Genomic DNA, 14915 nt, shown 5'->3' with positions numbered 1-14915 from the left:
AGTACACAGTCATCGGTACACATCGGTATTCGGCACTATGAATGAGGAGCAGCTCGGTGGCACAGAAGGTTCAGGTCCTTCTCCTCGACGACCTCAGCGGCGGCGAGGCGGACGAGACCGTTACGTTCGCCCTCGACGGCAAGACTTACGAGATCGACCTCAACTCCGAAAACGCGGAGAAGCTCCGTACGGCTCTGGAGCCCTATGTGAAGGCCGGGCGCAGGGCCGGAGGCGCGCGGGCCGCCCGCGGGCGCGCCCGGACCGCCGCCCCGGCCGCCGGTTCCGCCGGCGGCACCCAGGACACCGCCAAAATCCGCGCCTGGGCGAAGGAAAACGGATACGAGGTGAACGACCGGGGCCGCGTTCCCGCGAACATTCGTGAGGCGTACGAGAAGGCAGGCGTCTGACGTCGCGGCCGGGTCCGGGGGCCCGGGACCAGCCGCGCTGCGCCTTCCGGGGGGCCGCCCGCCAGGGACGGCCCCCCGAGGCGTGTCCGGGCGGGCGCGGGGCGTGTCGGCGGCGGGGCGGCCAAGGGGCGGGCGTTCGCCTTCAGCGGATGTCCGCGGCCACACCCGCATGGAGTGACAGCCTGGAGGGGTAGGCACCTTCTAGACGGACTTCCAGACCGATGAACGGGTCACTCAGAGGATTGGGGGGCGGTAGCCGTTCGGTCCGGGTGTGTCGCCCTGGGGCGTTCGCCATCGGCGTAGCCCTCAGGGGCGCCAGTGCTTGGCCTGCGGGAACATCGTCTCGCACCATCGGGTTGGAACTGTTGTCGCCTGTTCGGGGCACGGTGCCGAGGACAGGAGCAGACAGTTGGAATGAGCGGTCCCCCGTTGCGGGACTAAGCTGCGGAAGGACAGGGAGGGGACCGACCCCTTTACTGCCTGACCGCTCTGAGGAGCGATAACGATGTTCGAGAGGTTCACCGACCGCGCGCGGCGGGTTGTCGTCCTGGCTCAGGAAGAAGCCCGGATGCTCAACCACAACTACATCGGCACCGAGCACATCCTCCTGGGCCTGATCCACGAGGGTGAGGGTGTCGCCGCTAAGGCACTGGAGAGCCTCGGGATCTCGCTTGAGGCGGTCCGCCAGCAGGTGGAGGAGATCATCGGCCAGGGCCAGCAGGCCCCCTCCGGCCACATCCCCTTCACTCCCCGGGCCAAGAAGGTGCTTGAGCTCTCGCTGCGCGAGGCTCTCCAGCTCGGCCACAACTACATCGGCACGGAGCACATCCTGCTCGGCCTGATCCGCGAGGGCGAGGGCGTCGCCGCCCAGGTCCTGGTGAAGCTCGGTGCCGACCTCAACCGGGTGCGGCAGCAGGTGATCCAGTTGCTCTCCGGGTACTCCGGCGGCAAGGAGGCGGCCACCGCGGGCGCCCCCGCCGAGGGCACGCCCTCGACCTCCCTGGTGCTCGACCAGTTCGGCCGGAATCTCACCCAGGCCGCCCGCGAGACCAAGCTCGACCCGGTCATCGGGCGCGAGAAGGAGATCGAGCGGGTCATGCAGGTGCTGTCCCGCCGCACCAAGAACAACCCCGTCCTCATCGGCGAGCCCGGCGTCGGCAAGACCGCCGTCGTGGAGGGGCTGGCCCAGGCCATCGTCAAGGGCGAGGTGCCCGAGACCCTCAAGGACAAGCACCTCTACACCCTGGACCTCGGCGCCCTGGTCGCCGGCTCCCGGTACCGCGGTGACTTCGAGGAGCGCCTGAAGAAGGTGCTCAAGGAGATCCGCACCCGCGGCGACATCATCCTGTTCATCGACGAGCTGCACACCCTGGTCGGCGCCGGCGCCGCCGAGGGCGCGATCGACGCCGCCAGCATCCTCAAGCCGATGCTGGCCCGCGGCGAGCTGCAGACCATCGGCGCCACGACGCTGGACGAGTACCGCAAGTACCTGGAGAAGGACGCGGCCCTGGAGCGCCGCTTCCAGCCGATCCAGGTCGCGGAGCCCTCCCTGCCGCACACCATCGAGATCCTCAAGGGCCTGCGGGACCGGTACGAGGCGCACCACCGCGTCTCCATCACCGACTCCGCGCTGGTGGCCGCGGCGCAGCTCGCCGACCGTTACATCTCGGACCGGTTCCTGCCGGACAAGGCGATCGACCTCATCGACGAGGCCGGCTCGCGGATGCGCATCCGCCGGATGACCGCGCCGCCGGACCTGCGCGAGTTCGACGAGAAGATCGCCGGCGTGCGGCGCGAGAAGGAGTCCGCGATCGACTCGCAGGACTTCGAGAAGGCCGCCTCCCTGCGCGACAACGAGAAGCAGCTCCTGGCCGCGAAGGCGCAGCGCGAGAAGGAGTGGAAGTCCGGCGACATGGACGTTGTCGCGGAGGTGGACGAGGAGCTGATCGCGGAGGTCCTGGCCGCGTCCACGGGCATCCCGGTCTTCAAGCTGACCGAGGAGGAGTCCTCGCGCCTGCTGCGCATGGAGGACGAGCTGCACAAGCGCGTCATCGGGCAGGAGGACGCCATCAAGGCGCTCTCGCAGGCCATCCGCCGCACGCGGGCCGGCCTGAAGGACCCGAAGCGCCCGGGCGGGTCGTTCATCTTCGCCGGGCCCTCGGGCGTCGGCAAGACCGAGCTGTCCAAGACCCTCGCCGAGTTCCTGTTCGGCGACGAGGACGCACTGATCTCCCTCGACATGTCGGAGTTCGGCGAGAAGCACACCGTCTCGCGGCTGTTCGGCTCCCCGCCCGGCTACGTCGGGTACGAGGAGGGCGGCCAGCTGACGGAGAAGGTGCGGCGCAAGCCGTTCTCCGTGGTCCTCTTCGACGAGGTCGAGAAGGCCCACCCGGACATCTTCAACTCGCTGCTGCAGATCCTGGAGGACGGCCGCCTGACCGACTCCCAGGGCCGGGTCGTGGACTTCAAGAACACGGTCATCATCATGACGACCAACCTCGGCACCCGGGACATCTCCAAGGGCTTCAACATGGGCTTCGCGGTCGCGGGCGACGTCGCCACCGGCTACGAGCGCATGAAGGCCAAGGTCAACGACGAGCTGAAGCAGCACTTCCGCCCCGAGTTCCTCAACCGCGTGGACGACACGGTCGTCTTCCACCAGCTGACGCAGGAAGACATCATCAAGATCGTCGACCTGATGATCGCGCAGGTGGACGACCGGCTGAAGGACCGGGACATGGGCATCGAGCTGTCGACGGAGGCCAAGCAGCTCCTGGCCAAGCGCGGCTACGACCCGGTGCTGGGCGCCCGCCCGCTGCGGCGGACGATCCAGCGGGACATCGAGGACGTGCTGTCCGAGAAGATCCTCTTCGGCGAGCTGCGGCCGGGCCACATCGTGGTCGTCGACACGGAGGGCGAGGGCACCGACAAGACCTTCACCTTCCGCGGCGAGGAGAAGTCCTCCCTCCCGGACGCCCCCCCGGTCGAACAGGCCGCGGGCGGCGGGCCGAACCTGGCGAAGGAGTAACCCGCGCCGGGCGCCGCCGGTGCCCTTGACGCGGGGAACGCCCTCGCGCCGCCGTCTCACGACGGGCGGTGCGGGGGCGTTCGCGTTGGGGCGGGTCAGTAGACGTGGAGGCGTTCCGGCCGGGGGAGCTGCGAGAGGGGGCCGATTCCTTCGGGGGCGCTGTCGAGGATCACCTCGCGCAGGCTGGGAAGAGCGGACACGAGCAGGCGCAGGATCCGTTCGCTCGGCTCGCCGCGCAGGTCCCTCTGCCCGACGCCGGGGAGCCGCAGCCCGGTGCTCAGCATGTCCCCAAGAGTGTGCGGGCTCGGAGTGATCGAGGTCAGGGCCGGGAGGGCGGCGATGGCCCGCCACTCCGACGGGCTCAGGGGGCGGCTGTCCGGGTTGATTCCCAGGTGGGTCAGCGTGGGCCACACGCCGATGTCCGTCAGCCTCGGAGGCAACGCGGGCAGGGAGAGCGAGGTCAGCGCCGCGCCGGTCGGCAGGTCCTCCAGCGAGTCGAGCTTCACCTCCCGTCCCAGCGACAGCCTCTCCAGGCCCGTCAGATGACGCAGGCCGCGCGGGTGTGGCTGGCCGCTGTCCCGGAAGGCGTGCGGCAGCGCCGCGATGCGTATCGGTTTGTCGACAAGTGCGGGCCCGGGGTCGTCCCGCTGGAAGAGCCGCTTGACGAGGGGGGCGACGAGGCCCGAGGCGATCCGTAATCCCGCACTGCCCGCATCCATGCGCCGAGCGTAGCGGCGCCGCATCCCCTACTGGATCACCTCGACGGCGCAACGTACCCCGGGCGCCCGCCGCAGCCGCGCATCCCCCGTCACGAGCGGAACGCCCAGCGTCTCGGCCAGGGCGACGTAGGACGCGTCGTAGGGCGTGAGGTTGTCGCGCAGCTCCCAGACGCGCGGCAGCAGGTCGAGGTGCTGCACGCGCCTGATGGGCAGCAGCGGAAGTGCGGTCATCGCCTCCCCGGCCGAGTCCTGGCCGATGCGCCCGCCCCGCAGGAGGCGGCGCAGGACGCTCGTGACCTCCAGGTCCAGCAGGGCCGGGGCAGCGAGGTCCTCCCCGGTGAGGCGGGAGGCACACGCCTTCCCCGCGGGCCCCTCGTCCACGAGGGACGCCACCAGGACGGAGGTGGCGACGACGATCACGCGCCGCGCTCTTCCCGCTCGGCCGCGAGGATGTCGGTCATGGTGATGGCGCCGGCGCCGCTCAGCTTCGGGCGGACCTCGCCCAGCACCTCGTCCACGGTCGGCCGCAGGGCTTCCTCCTCCAGACGGAGGCGCAAGTACTCCTGGAGGGAGCGGCCGGAGTCCGCCGCGCGTCGGCGCAATACCGCGTAGGCGCGGTCGTCCAGGTTGCGGATCTGCACGGTAGCCATGCATGCAGAGTAGCGCTGCTCCGGCGTCGATGCGGCGCTCGGCCTTCGGCGCGGTTCCGGTCGCGGGGGTGTGGGGGCGGCCCGAGGATGGGGGCGGGTGTTGTCGGGGGCGGGTGGAAGGAGTGGGTCGGATGGAGCACGAGATGCGGGCCGAGTACGCGGAGGGCGGGGGGACGGGGGAGGAGCGGCCGGTCAAGAACTGGCACATGGTGCGGGGGGAGGGGACCCGGGCGATGTGCGGGCGGGAGTTGGGGGAGGGGGCGCGGACGCGGAGTGAGGCGGACTGGGGGCGGACGGAGGAGCCGTTCTGCCACAGCTGCGGGGCGCTCTACCTGCGGGAAGTGCCCTGACCGTCCCGGGCCGGACGGAATTGTCAGACCCTGCGGGCACACTCGGGGGCATGGACGAGAAGACGGCCGTGGCGGGTGAGGACGGGCTGCTGCGCTGTCCCTGGGGCGCCACCCCCGAGGACTACCGGGCCTATCACGACGGGGAGTGGGGGCGCCCCGTGCGCGGGGACGACGCGCTGTTCGAGCGGCTGTGCCTGGAGGCGTTCCAGTCGGGGCTGTCGTGGCTGACGATCCTGCGCCGCCGCGAGGGGTTCCGGGCGGCGTTCGCGGGGTTCCGCATCCGGGAGGTGGCGGCGTTCACCGAGGAGGACGCCGCCCGCCTGCTGGCCGACCCGGGCATCATCAGGAACCGGCTGAAGATCGACGCGACGCTGGCGAACGCCCGGGTGCTGGCCGGCTGGGCGGACGGGGAGCTGACCGGGCTGATCTGGTCGCACGCCCCGGACCCGTCCTCCCGGCCCGTCCCCCGGGCCTTCGGGGACATACCCGCGACCACGCCCGAGTCGGTCGCCCTGGCCAAGGCGCTCAAGGGCCGCGGCCTGCGCTTCATCGGCCCCACGACGGCCTACGCGCTGATGCAGGCCTGCGGCCTGGTCGACGACCACCTGGCCGACTGCCACGCCCGCGGCGCCGGCGCCTCGCGGGAGGCGCGGTGACGAGGGCGGAGGATCCGGGCTGGCGGCGGCGGGTGGACGGGCTGTGGGCGGCCTTCGACAGCTACGGGGCCGAGGGGGAGGCCGGGGCGGCCCGGTTCCGGGAGGAGATGGAGGCGCTGGCCGGCGAGCTGCCCGCGGAGGATCCCGTGGGGCTTTTCGAACGGGCCTCGGCGCACGACTCGACCGGCTCCGAGGCGGTGGCCGCCGCCCTCTACCGGCGGGCGCTGGCCGGGGGACTGCCCGGGGACCTGCGGCGGCAGGCCGTGATCCAGCTCGCCAGCACGGTGCGCAACCTCGGGGACCCCGGGGAGAGCGTGGCGCTGCTGTCGGCCGAGCGCGGCTCAGGCGCGGGAGACGGGCCGGAAGACGGGCCGGAGCACGGGCTGGGGGACGCGGTGGACGCCTTCCTGGCGCTGGCCCTGACCGACCTGGGCCGGGAGCGCGAGGCCGTGGCCCTGCTGCTGCGCGCCCTGGCCCCGCACCTGCCGCGCTACCGCCGCTCGGTGGTGAACTACTCGCGCGACCTCGGCTGAGACCGCCGGGCCCGGGACCGGCGGGTGCGGGACCGGCGGGCGCGGGCGCGTTCCGTCAGCCAGGAGGCGGCCAGCCACAGCGGGAGGACCAGGGCCAGCAGCCGGGCCGTTCCGGTCAGCGCGTCCGCCAGGAAGTCGCCGCCCAGGCGGGCCACGCCGAAGTAGTAGCCGGTCACCACGGCCGCCAGCACCAGGTAGCCGCCGGCGGCCGTCGCGCCCACCCGCCGCAGAAGCGCGGCCCAGCCGTGCCCCGGCGCGGCCGGCCGCGGGCCGGGGCGGCGCGCCAGGCGCGTTCCCACCGCCAGGCAGCCCATGACGAGGAGGTAGCCGGTCGCCATGACCGCGACGATCGCCGGGACGCTCAGCCGCACCGCCGCCCCGCCCGCTCGCTCAGTGGCCGGGGTCGCGGAGCAGGAAGTGATAGCCCCGGACGAAGGAGTGCCAGCCGAACCACAGCCACAGCGCGAAGAGCGCCCACCGCCCCGCCGGGTAGCGCATCACCGCGTCCAGGGCGTCGCTCAGCGTCGGGAACCCGTCGCCCGCCCTGACCAGTCCGACGCCCTCCCAGACGAAGAGCGCCCCGAAGAGCGCGGCCCACACCAGATACCCGGCCGTCACCGCTCACCACCTCCCGTGCCCGCACGCCGATCGTCCACCACGGACCGGCCGCGGGCCCCGCAACGGCGCGCCGCGCGCCGGGGGCGCGCACGCGCCGTGCGGGTCAGTCCGTGCCGCGGCGGAAGCGGCCCGGGGCGATGCCGTACTCGCGCTTGAACGCCTTGGCGAAGGCGTACTCCGAGCTGTAGCCCACGCGTTGGGCTATGGCGCCCAGCGGGGAGTCCGATTCGCGCAGCAGCCGGCCGGCCAGGGTCATCCGCCACCAGGTCAGGTACGCCAGCGGCGAGGACCCGACCAGCGCGGTGAACCGCTGCGCGAAGACCGAGCGCGAGAGGCCGCCGCGCGCGCCCAGCTCCTCCACGGTCCACGGCCACCCCGGGTCCCCGTGGATGCCTTCGAGGGCCCGGCCGATCGCCGGGTCGCACAGCGCCACCGGCCAGCCCACCGGCTCCGAGCGGTCCTCGATCCAGGCCCGAAGGATGTACAGCAGCATGGCGTCCACCAGGGAGGGGACCACCCCGTCCCGGCCGGGGCGCGGCTCGTCCAGCTCCGCGCCCAGCAGATTCACCACGGCGTGGAGCTGCCCGTGCCGGCCCGGCCTGGCGGGCAGGTGCAGGACCTCCGGCAGCTCGGCCAGCAGCGGATGCGGCCGGGTCCCGCCCAGCCGGTACGCCCCGCACAGCAGCCGGGAGCGCGCGCCCGGACCGTCCAGCCGGAAGTGCCCGATGGGGGAGGTGGCGATCTCGCGGGCGGGCGCGAAGTCCACCGGCTCCGTGGCCGGGTCGTCCACCAGCGCGTGCGCGGCGCCGTTGCGCAGGAACACCACGTCTCCCGAGGCCAGCGGCAGCGGCTCGCGCCTCTCGCCGCCCTCGCCGACCAGCCAGCACGCCCCGTGCAGCACCACGTGGAACGAGGCCCCGACCGCCGCGGGGAACCGCAGCCCCCACGGCGCCCGCACGTCGGTGCGGGCGGAGACGGAACCCCCCACCCGCATCACGGCGAGGGCGTCGGCCAGGACATCCATGCGGCTCATCGTACGCTCGCTGGTCTCCCGAACCCGGAGGAACGGACATGTATTCAGGACTCGAAGACATTCATCGTCCTTCTCGGCCGGGTTAGCGTCGTGTCGTCGGGCGGCGAACTCGCCACGCTCGTGCAGGACTTGAAGGGAGACGATCATGACGGTGCTGGTGCTCGGGGCGACCGGGAAGACCGGGCGGCCCCTGGTGAACGCCCTTGCCGCGCGCGGCGCGACGGTGCGGGCCGCCTCCCGCGCGCCACGGGAGGGAGCGGGCCCGGAGGGTGTGCGGTTCGACTGGGCGGATCGGGACACGTGGGAGCCGGCCCTGGCCGGCGCCACCGCCCTCTACCTGGTGGGGCCGCAGGGCGTGCCGGACCCCGTGTCGCCGGTGCGCGAGCTGCTGGCCGCCGGGAAGGAGCTGCGGCGGGTGGTGCTGCTCTCCGCCGTCGGGGCGGAGCGGCTGCCCGCCGAGATCTTCCCGCTCACCGCGTGGGAGGAGGCGGTGCGGGAGTCCGGCGCGGAGTGGACCGTGCTGCGGCCCAACTGGTTCTTCCAGAACTTCACCGAGGGGGCCTTCGTCGCCGCTCTGGAGCAGGAGGGCAGGATCGCGCTGCCGGCGGCGGGAGCACGGGTCGGGTTCATCGACACGCGGGACATCGCCGAGGTCGCGGCGCTCGCGCTCACCCGGCCGGGGTACGGCGGCCGGGTCCACGAGCTCACCGGGCCCCAGGCCCTGGACCACGCCGAGCTCGCGGAGATCCTTGGCACGGCGGCCGGCCGCGCCGTGGCCTACGAGCCGGTGAGCCCGGAGGAGTACGAGAAGACGCTGCGCGGCGCGGGCCTGCCCGAGGAGTCCGTGACCTGGCTGCTGAACCTCTTCGCGCTGATGCGGACGGGCGGCTACGACGTCACCACCGACACGGTGGCCGCCCTCACCGGCCGTCAGCCCCGCTCCTTCACCTCCTTCGCGACGGAACACGCGGCCCGCTGGCGCACGCCCGCGCAGTAGCCCTTGCCGGGCGGGACGCGGCGGGACGCGGCGGGACGCGGCGGGGCGTGGCGCGGGCTGCGCCCTGCGCGCTCCCGTGCAGGTCCGGGGCCGTGCGGCCCGGCCCTGGCGCTCCGCGCCGTGTGCCCCGCGCCGGGCGGGCCCCCCGTGCCCGCCCGGCCGCGTCGCCCCCCGTGCCCGCCCGGCCGGCCCCCGGTCAGGGGCTAGTCGAACCAGGACGGGTCGCCCGTGCGTATCAGGTCGCGGAGGAGGCCGGGGTCGTGGAAGGCGTCGCGGAGGAGGGAGCCCAGGCGGCGCAGAGCCTCGGGGTCCTCGCCGTAGGCGACGAAGGTGCCCGCCTCCGGGTCGTAGCCGAAGCGGCCCTCCAGGTCCGGCGCCCGGGAGCGGACGGCCGATCTGGCGACGCCCGTCCACCCGTACCCGTGCCCGGACTGCCCGCACTCGGTGAAGATCCCGTCCGCCTCCACCATGTGCGCGTCGCTCAGCAGCAGGCAGTAACTCCCCGGCCGGTGCTCGTACTCGAAGAAGATCAGCGGGGCGAAGTCCTCACGTTCCGTCATGGCACCGACCGTAGCCGCCGCCACTGACAATCCCGCCCCCCGCACCGGGCCCTCACACGTCCCGCCGCAGCAGCACCGCCCCGCCCAAGGCCAGCGCCCCCGCCGCCCAGCAGGCCAGCACCCCCAGCCCCGCCCACGGCCCGACCGCCAGCCGTTCGAGCCCCACCGTCGCCTGCACCGCGAGCCCCGCCGGCATCGGCGCCACCTCCTCAAGCCGCTCCCGCCACGCCGGATCCGACACCACCTGCCCGACCACCGGCGCGCACAGCAGCACCCCCAGCCCCGCCGTCACCCCGCCCGCCGTGTCCCGCAGCGCCGCCCCCGCCCCCAGCCCCAGCAGCGCCACCAGCACCAGGTACAGCACGCTCCCCACCGCCGCCCGCAGCACCGCCCCGTCCGCCAGGGACAGCGCCGGATACCCGTGCTCGGGCGTGAACCCGTTCCCCGGCAGCACCACCCGCCCCACCCAGAGCGAGCCGGCCACCGCCGCCGCCCCCGCCGCCCCGACCGCGCCCGCCAGCACGAGAGCCTTCGCCGCCAGCACCCGCCCCCGGCGCGGCGTCACCACCAGCGTTGCCCCGATCAGGCCCGTGCCGTGCTCGCCGCCGAGCATCAGCACCCCCAGCACCACCGCCGCCACCTGCCCCAGCCGCACCCCGCCCAGCGCCAGCCGTGCGGTGTCCTCGTGGCAGGCGTCCGGCGCCGGGCACTGCCCCACGTCCACGGCCGCCACCGCCGCCGCGCCCGCCGCCAGCGTTCCCGCGACCAGGCCCAGCAGCAGCCACCACGGCCCCGCCACCGTCCGCAGCTTCGTCCACTCCGCCCGCAGCAGGCCCCTCACGCGTCCCGCCTCCGCAGCCGCCACCAGCCGGCCGCCAGCGCCAGCGCCGCGTACCCGCACAGCACCGCCAGCCCCGCCCACGGCGCGATCGCCGTGTCGTAGCGCCGCACCGTCTCCTGGATCGCGAACCCGGCCGCCGGAGTCACCCGTTCGAGCCACAGCGCGGCCGAGAGCGGCAGCCCCGTGGCCACGATCTGCGGCAGCAGCACCAGCACCAGCACCAGGCTGATCGCCGCCGCGCTGCCGCGCACCACCGCCGCCACGCCCAGGCTCAGCAGGGCAACGGCCGCCAGCAGCAGGCCCGTTCCCAGCACCGCCCGCAGCGCGGGCCCCTCCGTCAGCTCCGGCGCCGGCACCCCGCTGCCCGCCAGCCGGGGCGCCGCCAGCAGGAACGTCCCCGCCCCCGTGACCACCCCGGCCAGGCCCGCCGCGCCGCCGAGCACCACGGCCTTGGCCGCCAGCACCCGCCCCCGGCGCGGCGTCACCGCGAAGGTCGTGCGGATCATCCCGCGCCGGAACTCCGAGGTCAGGAACAGCACCCCGAGCGCCACCACCGCCGCCAGCAGCGCCAGCACGCCCGTCAGCGCGGCCTGCGTCAGGTCGTCCCCGTAGGGGTAACGCCCGATGTCGCCGTAGCCGGTCGCGGTGAAGGACCCGCCCGGGCCCGGCGTTCCCTCGCCCTCGCCGCGCGTGCGCCCGTCCGCGATCGGGTCCTGGCCGCCGTTCGCGGAGTCCGCCGCGCCGCCCGTCAGCGCCACGTGGTCGAAGGTCGCCGTCGCCGAGCCCGTCTGCCCGGACACCGACTCGCTGCCGAACTGCCGCTCCACCTCGGTCAGATCGGGCGAGGCCACCAGCACCCCGGCGTGCGCCGCCCCCGTCAGCCCCTCGACGCGCACCTCGCCGACCCGGCGCCAGTTCTCCCCGTCCGCCGACTGGTACCCCGTCACCGTCTCGCCCGTCCGGACCAGCCGCAGCCAGCGCGGCAGCGGCCCGTCTCCGCCCGCCAGGTCCGTGCCGCCGAACTCCGCCTGGAGCCGGACGTTCCCGCCGGGCGTCACTACCAGCGCCGCGTACGGCGACCCCGGGCGTTCGTCCGCCCGGATCATCAGGCCCGCCTTGGCCTCCTCGTGCTCCGCGCGCTGCGCGGTCACCCGCGCCCTCACCTCCCCGTCCCCCGGCAGCGGCGCGTACCGGAAGAAGCCCCCGTCCTGGTACTCCTGCCCCAGACCCGGCCGCACCGCCTCCGGCGCCTCGCCCCCGCCGCCCCCGGCCTGCTCCGCGCTGCGCCCGCTCCCGACCAGCAGCGCCAGCGCCAGCGACAGCACCACCGCCCCGGCCGCCGCCACCGCCCAGCGCGGCACGGACCGCAGCTTCGTCCACTCCGCCAGCAGCAGCCGCCCGAACCCGGCCCGGCCCTCGGCCAGTTGGCTGCGGTACGCCTCCTGCCCGCTCACAGTGCCCCCACGCTCTCCCCCAGGCTCCGCCTGGGGGCGCCCCCGACTCCGCCCGCGCGGCACGGCGCGGCTGTCGTCGTCGGCTGCGGCCCGGCAGCCGCACGTGCGGCGCTCACGGCTGCCCCTCCTCGGTCCGGAGGGCGCCGAACTCGGCCGCCCCGCCCGTCAGTTCCATGTACGCCTCCTCCAGCGAGGCCCGGTGCTCGGCCACCCCCGAGAACGCCACCCCCGCCCCCGTCAGCAACTCCACGATCCGTTCCGCCTCAAGCCCCGAGACGGTCACCGCGTCCTGCCGGCTGACCGCCACCGTCGCCCCGGCCTCCGCCAGCACCGTCATCGCTTCCTGCCGCTGCGCCGTGCGCACCTCCACCCGGCCGCCCGAGGAGGCCGCCAGCAGCTCGCGCACCCCCGTGTCCGCCAGCAGCCGCCCGCGCCCCATCACCAGCAGGTGGTCGGCCGTTCCCTCCAGCTCGCTCATCAGGTGGCTGGAGACCAGCACCGCCCGGCCCTCGGCCGCCAACGACCGCAGCAGGCCCCGGATCCAGCGCACCCCCTCCGGGTCCAGCCCGTTGACCGGCTCGTCGAAGATCAGCACCGGCGGATCGCCCAGCAGCGCCGCCGCGATCCCCAGCCGCTGCCGCATCCCCAGCGAGAACCCGCCCGCCGCCCGCCGCGCCGCCGAGGCCAGCCCGACCAGCTCCAGCACCTCCGCCACCCGCCGCCCCGGCAGCCCCGCCGCGCGCGCCATCCACCGCAGGTGATCCCGCGCCGAACGCCCCGGATGCGCCGCCGAGGCCTCCAGCGTCGTGCCCACCGCGCACACCGGCCGCCGCAGCTCCCGGTAGGGCACCCCGCCGATCAGCGCGCTCCCGCCGTCCGGCCGGTCCAGGCCCACGATCACCCGCATCGTCGTGGACTTGCCCGCGCCGTTCGGCCCGACCAGGCCCGTCACGCGCCCCGGCCGGACGGTGAACGACAGCCCGTCCACCGCCACCGTGCGGCCGTACCGCTTGCTCAGCCCGCGCACCTCGACCGTTCCCCCGGCGGCCCCGCCGCCCGCCGCTTCCGTCACATCCGTCGTGGAGGTCATGGAACGGGAGGCTAGGCCGGGCCCCGCCCCCCGGTCGTCCCGCCGCCGGGCCACTTCCCGCGGCCCGGCCCGGGGGAGGCGGCGCGCCCCGGGTCCCCCGCGCGAGGGATGCGGTGCGCTGGGCGCGCGGCCAGAATGACGCCATGGACGGCGCCCACGACGACCCCGGCGCGCGGCGCGAGGGCGCCGCCCGGCGCGGGAGCGGCGCGCCGCTCCTCCCCTTCCTGCTGCTCGCCGCCGCCGTGGCCGAGGCCGTGCTGCGCGCCGAACGGGCCGACGCCGCCGTCCTGTCCGCCGCCCTGGCCACGGCCCTGGGCGCCGCCGCGCCCCTGGCGTTCGCCCGCGCCCGCCCCCGCACGGCCGCCGCCGTCGCCACGCTGGCCGCCGCGCTGTCCGTCCCGTTCCTGCGCGGACCGGGCCCGCTCGCCACCGGCCTGCTCGCCGCCCTCGCCGCCTGGCTGCTCCTGGCCCGGGGCGAGGTGCGCCGCGCCCGCGCCGCGCGGGCCGCGCGCGACGCCTCGCGGCTGGCGTTCGAGACCACTCTCACGGAGCTGACCGCGCGGGGTGAACGCGCTCGCATCGCCCGGGAGTTGCACGACGTGGTGGCCCACCACATCTCGATGATCTCCGTGCAGGCCGAGACCGCCCGGCTGACCACCCCCGGCATGCCCGAGGAGGGTGCCCGCCGCCTGCTCGCCATCGGCGACACCGCCCGCACCGCGCTCACCGAGATGCGGCGGCTGCTCGGCGTTCTCCGCGAGGACGCGGGCGAGGAGCCGGCCCGGCGCGGACCGCAGCCCGGCCTCGCCCAGCTCCTCGAACTCCTCGACGAGACACGGGAGTCCGCCGCCGGAGGCCACGTCCGCCTCATCCTCAGCGGCCGGGCCGTCCCGCTCGGGCCCGGCGTGGAGCTGACGGCGTACCGGATCGTGCAGGAGGCGCTGACCAACGCCCGCCGTCACGCGCCCGGCGCGGCCGTGGACGTGGCCCTGGCCTGGGCCGGGGACGGCCTGCGTGTCCGCGTGCGGGACAACGGCCCCGGCCCGCCGCCCGGCCCCGCCGCCCCCGGGCACGGCCTGCTCGGCATGCGCGAGCGGGTCGCCGCGCTCGGCGGGGACCTGCGCGCCGGGCGCGACCCGGCCGGCGGCTTCGCGGTCGAGGCGCTCCTCCCGGCCCGGACGGAGGCGGCGGCGTGAGCCCCGCGACTCCCGAGGGCTCCGCGGAAAGCCCGGCCGAGGCCGTTGCCCCACGCCCCACGGAACGCCCCGCTGAACGCCCCACGGAACGCCCGGCCGTCCGGGTCGTCGTCGCGGACGACCAGGAGGTGGTGCGCGCCGGGTTCGCCGCGCTGCTGGCCGGGCAGCCTGACTTCACGGTCGTGGGAACGGCCGCCGACGGCGCCGAGGCGGTCCGGGTCTGCGCGCGCGAGCGGCCCGACGTGGTGCTGATGGACGTGCGGATGCCCACCATGGACGGCATCGAGGCCACCCGCCGCGTCACCGCCGCCACCGTCACGCGCGTCCTCATCCTCACCACCTTCGACCTGGACGAGTACGTCTACGACGCGCTCGTTGCGGGCGCCAGCGGCTTCCTGGTCAAGGACGTCACGGCCGAGCGCCTCTTCGACGCCGTACGCGTCATCGCCGCCGGCGAGGCCCTGCTCGCCCCGGCGGTGACCCGGCGCCTGATCACCGAGTTCGCCCGGCTGCGCCCGCGCGCCTCCGCCCCGTCGCCGCGCCTGTCCGGCCTCACCCCGCGCGAGACCGACGTGCTGCGCCACCTCGCGGAGGGCCTGTCCAACGCGGAGATCGCCGCCCGCCTCGTCGTCGGGGAGGAGACGGTGAAGACCCACGTCAGCCGCGTCCTGCGCAAGCTCGGGCTGCGCGACCGCGCCCAGGCCGTCGTCACCGCCTACGAGACGGGCCTGGTCACCCCCCGCCCGCCCGCCTGAGGCCCCTCCGGCCCATCCCCCCGGCGGC

The 14915-nt window shown here is 75.1% G+C and carries 18 protein-coding genes; 8 read left to right on the top strand and 10 right to left on the bottom strand.

Annotation, left to right across the window (positions count from 1 at the left end):
- Nucleotides 1–56 precede the first annotated feature (56 nt).
- Together RM780_RS18510 and RM780_RS18505 are read left to right on the top strand one after the other, a co-directional pair.
- Entirely contained in the window at nt 57–407 is a 351-nt protein-coding gene (locus RM780_RS18510; protein ID WP_311631887.1) for a histone-like nucleoid-structuring protein Lsr2, read from the top strand.
- A 505-nt stretch (nt 408–912) separates the two neighbouring features.
- On the top strand, nt 913–3435 hold the full coding sequence (locus RM780_RS18505; RefSeq protein ID WP_311631886.1) for an ATP-dependent Clp protease ATP-binding subunit: 2523 nt from the start codon (nt 913–915) through the stop codon (nt 3433–3435).
- Between the two features lie 95 nt (nt 3436–3530).
- On the opposite strand, the gene RM780_RS18500 is transcribed toward RM780_RS18505, so the two are convergent.
- Genes RM780_RS18500 through RM780_RS18490 form a run of 3 tightly spaced genes read right to left on the bottom strand, consistent with a single transcriptional unit; the run spans nt 3531 to nt 4804 of the window.
- Nucleotides 3531–4154, bottom strand: a complete 624-nt coding sequence (locus RM780_RS18500) for a hypothetical protein (RefSeq protein ID WP_311631885.1) — start codon at nt 4152–4154, stop codon at nt 3531–3533.
- A gap of 27 nt (nt 4155–4181) precedes the next feature.
- Entirely contained in the window at nt 4182–4574 is a 393-nt protein-coding gene (locus RM780_RS18495) for a type II toxin-antitoxin system VapC family toxin (RefSeq protein ID WP_311631884.1), read from the bottom strand.
- Nucleotides 4571–4804 carry a FitA-like ribbon-helix-helix domain-containing protein gene (locus tag RM780_RS18490; protein WP_311631883.1) on the bottom strand — a complete coding sequence of 78 codons (234 nt, stop codon included), beginning with the start codon at nt 4802–4804 and terminating at the stop codon, nt 4571–4573. The genes RM780_RS18495 and RM780_RS18490 overlap by 4 nt, the downstream gene beginning before the upstream one ends.
- 131 nt (nt 4805–4935) lie before the next feature.
- Between RM780_RS18490 and RM780_RS18485 the strand changes: the two genes are divergently transcribed.
- From RM780_RS18485 to RM780_RS18475, 3 genes are read left to right on the top strand one after another with little or no spacing between them, the layout of a single operon-like run.
- Nucleotides 4936–5154 carry a hypothetical protein gene (locus RM780_RS18485; protein WP_311631882.1) on the top strand — a complete coding sequence of 73 codons (219 nt, stop codon included), beginning with the start codon at nt 4936–4938 and terminating at the stop codon, nt 5152–5154.
- Nucleotides 5155–5204: 50 nt separating this feature from the next.
- A complete protein-coding gene (locus RM780_RS18480) occupies nt 5205–5810 on the top strand; it encodes a DNA-3-methyladenine glycosylase I (protein WP_311631881.1) in 606 nt (201 codons plus the stop codon).
- Nucleotides 5807–6343 (top strand): tetratricopeptide repeat protein, encoded by a 537-nt coding sequence (locus RM780_RS18475; protein WP_311631880.1) that lies wholly within the window; start codon nt 5807–5809, stop codon nt 6341–6343. Before RM780_RS18480 ends, RM780_RS18475 begins: the two co-directional genes overlap by 4 nt.
- Here RM780_RS18475 and RM780_RS18470 read toward each other — a convergent pair.
- The 3 genes from RM780_RS18470 to RM780_RS18460 all read right to left on the bottom strand — a co-directional run bounded on the left by RM780_RS18470 (nt 6322) and on the right by RM780_RS18460 (nt 7985).
- Nucleotides 6322–6681, bottom strand: coding sequence for a DUF6256 family protein (locus RM780_RS18470; protein WP_311631879.1), 360 nt, complete (start codon nt 6679–6681; stop codon nt 6322–6324). The genes RM780_RS18475 and RM780_RS18470 overlap by 22 nt on opposite strands.
- A 52-nt stretch (nt 6682–6733) precedes the next feature.
- Nucleotides 6734–6961: a DUF6186 family protein gene (locus RM780_RS18465; protein WP_311631878.1), complete on the bottom strand. Its 228-nt coding sequence runs from the start codon at nt 6959–6961 to the stop codon at nt 6734–6736.
- A gap of 103 nt (nt 6962–7064) precedes the next feature.
- The gene (locus tag RM780_RS18460) at nt 7065–7985 is read right to left on the bottom strand and encodes an AraC family transcriptional regulator (protein ID WP_311631877.1); all 921 of its coding nucleotides are present in this window, start codon (nt 7983–7985) and stop codon (nt 7065–7067) included.
- A gap of 154 nt (nt 7986–8139) precedes the next feature.
- Here RM780_RS18460 and RM780_RS18455 point away from each other — a divergent pair, with 154 nt between their 5' ends.
- A complete protein-coding gene (locus tag RM780_RS18455) occupies nt 8140–8991 on the top strand; it encodes an SDR family oxidoreductase (protein ID WP_311631876.1) in 852 nt (283 codons plus the stop codon).
- Between the two features lie 203 nt (nt 8992–9194).
- Here the strand turns inward: RM780_RS18455 and RM780_RS18450 are convergent, their stop codons facing one another.
- From RM780_RS18450 to RM780_RS18435, 4 genes are all read right to left on the bottom strand, one after another.
- Entirely contained in the window at nt 9195–9551 is a 357-nt protein-coding gene (locus RM780_RS18450; protein WP_311631875.1) for an immunity 51 family protein, read from the bottom strand.
- A gap of 52 nt (nt 9552–9603) precedes the next feature.
- Nucleotides 9604–10392, bottom strand: a complete 789-nt coding sequence (locus tag RM780_RS18445; protein ID WP_311631874.1) for an ABC transporter permease — start codon at nt 10390–10392, stop codon at nt 9604–9606.
- On the bottom strand, nt 10389–11846 hold the full coding sequence (locus tag RM780_RS18440; protein ID WP_311631873.1) for an ABC transporter permease subunit: 1458 nt from the start codon (nt 11844–11846) through the stop codon (nt 10389–10391). Before RM780_RS18440 ends, RM780_RS18445 begins: the two co-directional genes overlap by 4 nt.
- A 112-nt stretch (nt 11847–11958) precedes the next feature.
- Nucleotides 11959–12936: an ABC transporter ATP-binding protein gene (locus tag RM780_RS18435; RefSeq protein WP_311631872.1), complete on the bottom strand. Its 978-nt coding sequence runs from the start codon at nt 12934–12936 to the stop codon at nt 11959–11961.
- A gap of 143 nt (nt 12937–13079) precedes the next feature.
- Between RM780_RS18435 and RM780_RS18430 the strand changes: the two genes are divergently transcribed.
- Nucleotides 13080–14132: a sensor histidine kinase gene (locus tag RM780_RS18430; protein ID WP_311631871.1), complete on the top strand. Its 1053-nt coding sequence runs from the start codon at nt 13080–13082 to the stop codon at nt 14130–14132.
- Nucleotides 14129–14887 carry a response regulator transcription factor gene (locus tag RM780_RS18425; protein WP_311631870.1) on the top strand — a complete coding sequence of 253 codons (759 nt, stop codon included), beginning with the start codon at nt 14129–14131 and terminating at the stop codon, nt 14885–14887. Before RM780_RS18430 ends, RM780_RS18425 begins: the two co-directional genes overlap by 4 nt.
- Nucleotides 14888–14915: the final 28 nt, after the last annotated feature.

Origin of the sequence: Streptomyces boetiae (genome assembly GCF_031845405.1) — a bacterium.
In the GTDB taxonomy this organism is placed as follows: Bacteria; Actinomycetota; Actinomycetes; order Streptomycetales; family Streptomycetaceae; genus Streptomyces; species Streptomyces boetiae.
The sequence above is the reverse complement of the archived record's forward strand: the minus strand, read 5'-3'. Positions and strand labels throughout refer to the sequence as shown.

Excerpts from the sequence above, each read along its gene's own strand:
- RM780_RS18505 (WP_311631886.1), top strand. The coding sequence starts at position 913 with ATGTTCGAGAGGTTCACCGACCGCGCGCGGCGGGTTGTCGTCCTGGCT.
- RM780_RS18500 (WP_311631885.1), bottom strand. The coding sequence starts at position 4,154 with ATGGATGCGGGCAGTGCGGGATTACGGATCGCCTCGGGCCTCGTCGCC.
- RM780_RS18490 (WP_311631883.1), bottom strand. The coding sequence starts at position 4,804 with ATGGCTACCGTGCAGATCCGCAACCTGGACGACCGCGCCTACGCGGTA.
- RM780_RS18485 (WP_311631882.1), top strand. The coding sequence starts at position 4,936 with ATGGAGCACGAGATGCGGGCCGAGTACGCGGAGGGCGGGGGGACGGGG.
- RM780_RS18480 (WP_311631881.1), top strand. The coding sequence starts at position 5,205 with ATGGACGAGAAGACGGCCGTGGCGGGTGAGGACGGGCTGCTGCGCTGT.
- RM780_RS18470 (WP_311631879.1), bottom strand. The coding sequence starts at position 6,681 with ATGGCGACCGGCTACCTCCTCGTCATGGGCTGCCTGGCGGTGGGAACG.
- RM780_RS18460 (WP_311631877.1), bottom strand. The coding sequence starts at position 7,985 with ATGGATGTCCTGGCCGACGCCCTCGCCGTGATGCGGGTGGGGGGTTCC.
- RM780_RS18455 (WP_311631876.1), top strand. The coding sequence starts at position 8,140 with ATGACGGTGCTGGTGCTCGGGGCGACCGGGAAGACCGGGCGGCCCCTG.
- RM780_RS18450 (WP_311631875.1), bottom strand. The coding sequence starts at position 9,551 with ATGACGGAACGTGAGGACTTCGCCCCGCTGATCTTCTTCGAGTACGAG.
- RM780_RS18435 (WP_311631872.1), bottom strand. The coding sequence starts at position 12,936 with ATGACCTCCACGACGGATGTGACGGAAGCGGCGGGCGGCGGGGCCGCC.
- RM780_RS18430 (WP_311631871.1), top strand. The coding sequence starts at position 13,080 with ATGGACGGCGCCCACGACGACCCCGGCGCGCGGCGCGAGGGCGCCGCC.